The 4814-nt window shown below is 28.0% G+C and carries 4 protein-coding genes; 2 read left to right on the forward strand and 2 right to left on the reverse strand.

The genetic code is table 11. The features are described 5' to 3' along the window. Positions 1-2591, reverse strand: a 2591-nt coding sequence (locus VJI93_RS08080; protein ID WP_324009225.1) for a GbpC/Spa domain-containing protein, incomplete at its 3' end; no start/stop codon positions are given. A gap of 271 nt (positions 2592-2862) precedes the next feature. After that, on the reverse strand, positions 2863-3354 hold the full coding sequence (locus tag VJI93_RS08085) for a hypothetical protein (protein ID WP_323999291.1): 492 nt from the start codon (positions 3352-3354) through the stop codon (positions 2863-2865). Positions 3355-3693: 339 nt separating this feature from the next. Between VJI93_RS08085 and VJI93_RS08090 the strand changes: the two genes are divergently transcribed. Next, on the forward strand, positions 3694-4101 hold the full coding sequence (locus VJI93_RS08090; protein WP_323999289.1) for a transposase family protein: 408 nt from the start codon (positions 3694-3696) through the stop codon (positions 4099-4101). Between the two features lie 34 nt (positions 4102-4135). After that, positions 4136-4651 (forward strand): transposase, encoded by a 516-nt coding sequence (locus VJI93_RS08095; RefSeq protein WP_323999287.1) that lies wholly within the window; start codon positions 4136-4138, stop codon positions 4649-4651. Positions 4652-4814 lie beyond the last annotated feature (163 nt).

Raw genomic sequence — 4814 nt, forward strand, 5'->3', positions numbered from 1 at the left:
GTATTTGTATCTTTACTATCAAAAACATCTTTTACTGGCTTTGTTGCTGTTGGATTTGTTGTTTCATTTGTATCAAATTCATTACTTCCATCTACTACATTTGCCTTGTTTTTGATTTCTTCTCCATTTACATTAGCATCTACTTTTACCTTGAAAGTAACAACTACTGTTTCTCCATCTGCTACATTTTCTTTTGTCCAAGTGATTTCTCCATTGTTAAAGACACCGTCATGGTCTGCAGAATTTTCCACATAAGTTGTATGAGCCGGAATCTTATCCTTTATTACAACTTTTTGTACCTTTCCTGTAGTATTCTTGTAAGTTATCTTGTAAAGTAGTTCATCTTTTGCCTTTACTTCCTTACCGTCTATACTTGTATTTGTATCTTGGCTATTAAATACAGATTTAACTGGTTTTGTAGATGTTGGATTATGGGTCTTATTCGTATCAGTTTCATTAAATCCATCTTTTACATGAGATGTATTTTCTACCGGATTTCCATTTATATCTTGGTTAACTCTTACCTTGAAGCTAACTTTTATAGAATCTCCATGTTCTACTTCTTTAACCCATTTTACTGTTCCGCCATTTTCTGCTCCGCCATTATCCGCTGAAATAAATTCAGTATGTTGTGGGATTTTATCAGTTATAGTTACTATCTGCTTAGTTCCTGTTGTATTCTTATATGTGATTTCATAACGCAATTCTTCTCCTGCTTTTACAACCTTACCATCGATACTTGTTGTATCATCACCTTTAAATACATCTTTTTTCGGTTCTGTTGGTGTATAAACCTTTACCGGTTTAGATTTTACAGAATAATCATTGTTTATTGTTAAATCAAAATCATTTTCATATTTTGTTCCTTCTTTAGTTACTTTTCCAGTGATTATAGGAGCAGAAATTTTTACTTCCTTTGTTAAATCTGCATTAATCGTATTTAAATACTCAGCCTTTGCGTTAAAAGTAATCTCATTTGTAACATTATCATAATTAATATCATAATTTTGATTAGCTTGCTTTGTAGCATCTAAATCTAGTTCATATCCAGTAGGAAGTTTATCTTTAAATGAAAGCGAATCAATTTTTTCATGACCAGCTGGTAAATCTTCTACATTCAAAACAAACTTAACAACTGAATCTTTCAAAACAGGTTTGTTATTTATATCTGCGTTATTTTCATTAAGAACTTTCTTTTCAACTGGTGGTTGATAGAAAAATACATCATAATGATATTTTGCTTCTACAACAGGACATTGTGGCTCTATAGGAGCAATAGGTTTCTTCGGCTCTATCGGTTTTTTGGGAATTCCTTTAGCTTTTATTTTTGAGTTAAAGGCAAACCAAATATTTCCACAATTATATGATGACATTTCATAATTAACTGATTTTCCCTTAGCCTTACCTACAATGGCTCCATACCAATTTAGTGGAGATGTATCAGTATCCCATTGTCCTGAATTATACCTAGAACCATCTGCTGTTGTTGTATTACTCTTATCTGAATAAGCAGTTCCACTATGATTTTTTATACTGGAACCATTTATTTCCAATAATTCTCCATTAAAATTTCCAACTCTTTCTACAGCATTTTTATAATCTGACAAAATATTAGGAATATGTCCTCTGTTAAGAGAAGCAAAACTAAATAATCCTCCGGTTAAATCAATTGGATTACCACTTTCATCAAAAAATTCAACATTAACACCAATATTAGTTTTACCAAAAAAGTCTGTATACCAAATTGTCTTAGTAGGATCTTGTTTTATAATTGCTGGAATTTTATTTGGTAAAGGAGATGTAGATTTCAAAGTATATTTAAATACAATCTTTGAAATTTTTACACCATCCATTGATGAGTTTTGAAGATTAGTATAAGTAACAGTAGTAGTTTTTCCTTTTTCCAAAAGAACTCTTGCATCACTTGAAGTTATTTCACTTGGCGAACCTTTAAATCCTTTATTTAATTCATTAAAATACGCATAACCCCAAGTTCCAGGTCCATATCCAAGAGATCTAACTGCTTTATCAAACTCTTGTTGGCTATATACTTTACTGCCTGAAACGCTTATCTTTGCATGTGGTTCAGATTCAAACTTAAGTTTTTGCTCTACTATTTGACGTAGATATCCATCTTCATTTTTATGTTTTTTCAACTCTTCTAGTGCCTTATTGTATGCAATCATTTCATCATCATACTTTTTCTTAGCGATATTATACTTTTCTAGTTCTTCATCATATTTTTTCTTTTCAGCTTCATAAGCTTTCTTATCTGCATTGCATTTTTCAATTGCTTCTTTAGCTTTTTTTAATTCTTTTATCTGTTGATTATAATCTGCCTTAACTTCAGCCAATTTTGTATTTACCTCTGCCTTTGAACTAGCAGTACCTTTATTTTGAGTTGGTTCCTGTGTTGGATTAAGACCCAAATCTTTAAGCTCTTTTACAGCTTTATCTAATTCAGTTCGGTCTGCATTGACTTCTAATCCTTTAATAGGACTTACAGCATTTACTTGAGACGCTATAGGCATTAGCAATGAGACTATTGCAAACATAGATACAAATTTATTTATTAATTCCCTTTTCTTCACTATAAATTTCCCCTTTCCATAAGAATAATAAATTTTTAAGTAAAAAAATCTTTTCGTCTTATTTTACCACAATTTAAGCTTAAATACTATACTTTTCATCAGCAAAAGTTTATTTTTTGACAAAATACAATTAATTATGTATGGCATTTAATAATATTTAAAAAATAATTTTTTTCACAAACAAAAGTTTGAAATTTTTATACTCCAATCGCTATTTTCTAACCTAAAACTCAACTTCTAAATAGTTATAAATATGATTATAAGATATATTTTAATCTTCATCATAAACTCCTTTTAAATGATTTACAATTCTCCATCCATCACTTATATAATGCTTATTTTTAATAGGTATTACCGCAGTTACAAATAGAGAGAGATTATGATAAAATAAGAAGCACAAACACCAATATAATAATCCCGTTCTATCTGGGCAAAAGTTAAAAATATATATAATTATAAAACACATAAAAATTAAATTTGCCAATGGCCCTCCCACAAGAACCATAACTGATTTAAATTTATTATATTTTTTAAATCTGTAATAAATATGTCCTGTAAGCATTTTTAGATAAATAGTAAATCTTCCAATTTCAAATATTTTTTTTCCTTTTGCTCCAAGCTCTATTCTCCAATTATTCTCACGATAAAATAAAAGATACATTATCAAATGTCCAACCTCATGAAAAAATATGGATATAAACATTAATCCCCACATAACAGGTATCATTAATATCCATTTTAATATAAACATTAACACATCCATGATATTCTCCTTACATAAGATAGCATTAGTAATAGTACAGTATTTCTTACTATTCAGCACTTTTCTAAAAACCTTTTTATACTTTTTTAATGATATTTTACCTACAACTATATTGTATCAAATATATTTTTTATGTCAATATTTTTTGACTTCTTAATTTATATAGTTAAATACATTAAAAATAAACTATTTCTTTTAAAAATTATGGTTCAGTAACTAGGGTTGGGGAGTAAAAGATTCTCAGCCTTTTAATTTATAAAAAAAGCAAAAAAATTGCACTTATTAAAAAATATCCTAAAATAGTAGTAATCACAAAACTAGAAAGGATACGTTTAATAAGTGCAATATAATGATATCATAAATTCATTAGATTTAAAAGTGTTAATTAATAAAAAATATTTTAAAAATGATAAAATGTATTTTGAATGTAGTGTTCCTATCGAAAGTAAAAGGTGTATTTACTGTAATTATGAAAAAACATACTCCCATGATTATAGGATTTCAGAAATTAAGGATATTCCTATTCGAGATAAGAAAGTAATAATAAGACTTAAAAGACATAGAAGAAAGTGTCCTTGTTGTAATAAAATTTTTGAGATTAAGCCTGATTTTGTTTCAAAGTATCATAAGATAACAAATAGACTTGCTTTAAGATTTTTTAAAGAGATATCAAAGATAAAGAGTATAAAGTTAATAGCCCAAGAAAATTACGTAATTTCAACAACGATACAAAGATATATAAGGTAAGATAACAATTTTAAGAAGAGAGTTACTAGAGGTAATGTGTATAGATGAGTTTAAAAGTAATAGCGGGAAAATAAAGTATCAAACATCGATAGCAGATGGAAAAAACAAGAAGATAATAGATGTAGTAAAATCAAGATATTTAAAGGATTTAGAAGAATATTTTAGTAAAATAAGTAAAGAAGAAAGAGAAAGAGTAAAGATGTTTGTAAGTAATATGAGTAAAACCTTTAAGGAAGTAAAGAAAGAATTTTTTAGAAAATCAATACATATAATAGTAAAAGAGGAAGAAAAAATAAGGTTGGCACAGATGCTAGAAGGCAATGAAAGAATAGAAAACTGGTGCGAACAGGTAGAATATGTAGGAGAAAAAGAATTTAAGAAAGTAGTAAAAATGCTAAAGAACTGGCTGGAAGAAATAACAAATAGTTTTGATTATGAATACAATAATGGATATTTAGAAGGAAAGCATAATAAGATAAAAACATTGAAAAGAGTAAGTTTTAGGATGGATAATTTTGAGAGTTTTAGAAATAGAATACTATTAACATAAAGAATTTAAAAAATGCAATAAAAAAGTTAGGGAGTGCTTTTTAAATTTTACTCCCCAACCTTAGTTACTGAACCAAAACTTATTTGTTTTTCTTTCTTCTATATCTGATCTTCATCGCACCTAGTGCTCCTGTTGATAATCCCAATAATACTGTATACAATGC

The sequence above is a fragment of the Parvimonas sp. M20 genome (assembly GCF_035282425.1).
In the GTDB taxonomy this organism is placed as follows: Bacteria; Bacillota; Clostridia; order Tissierellales; family Peptoniphilaceae; genus Parvimonas.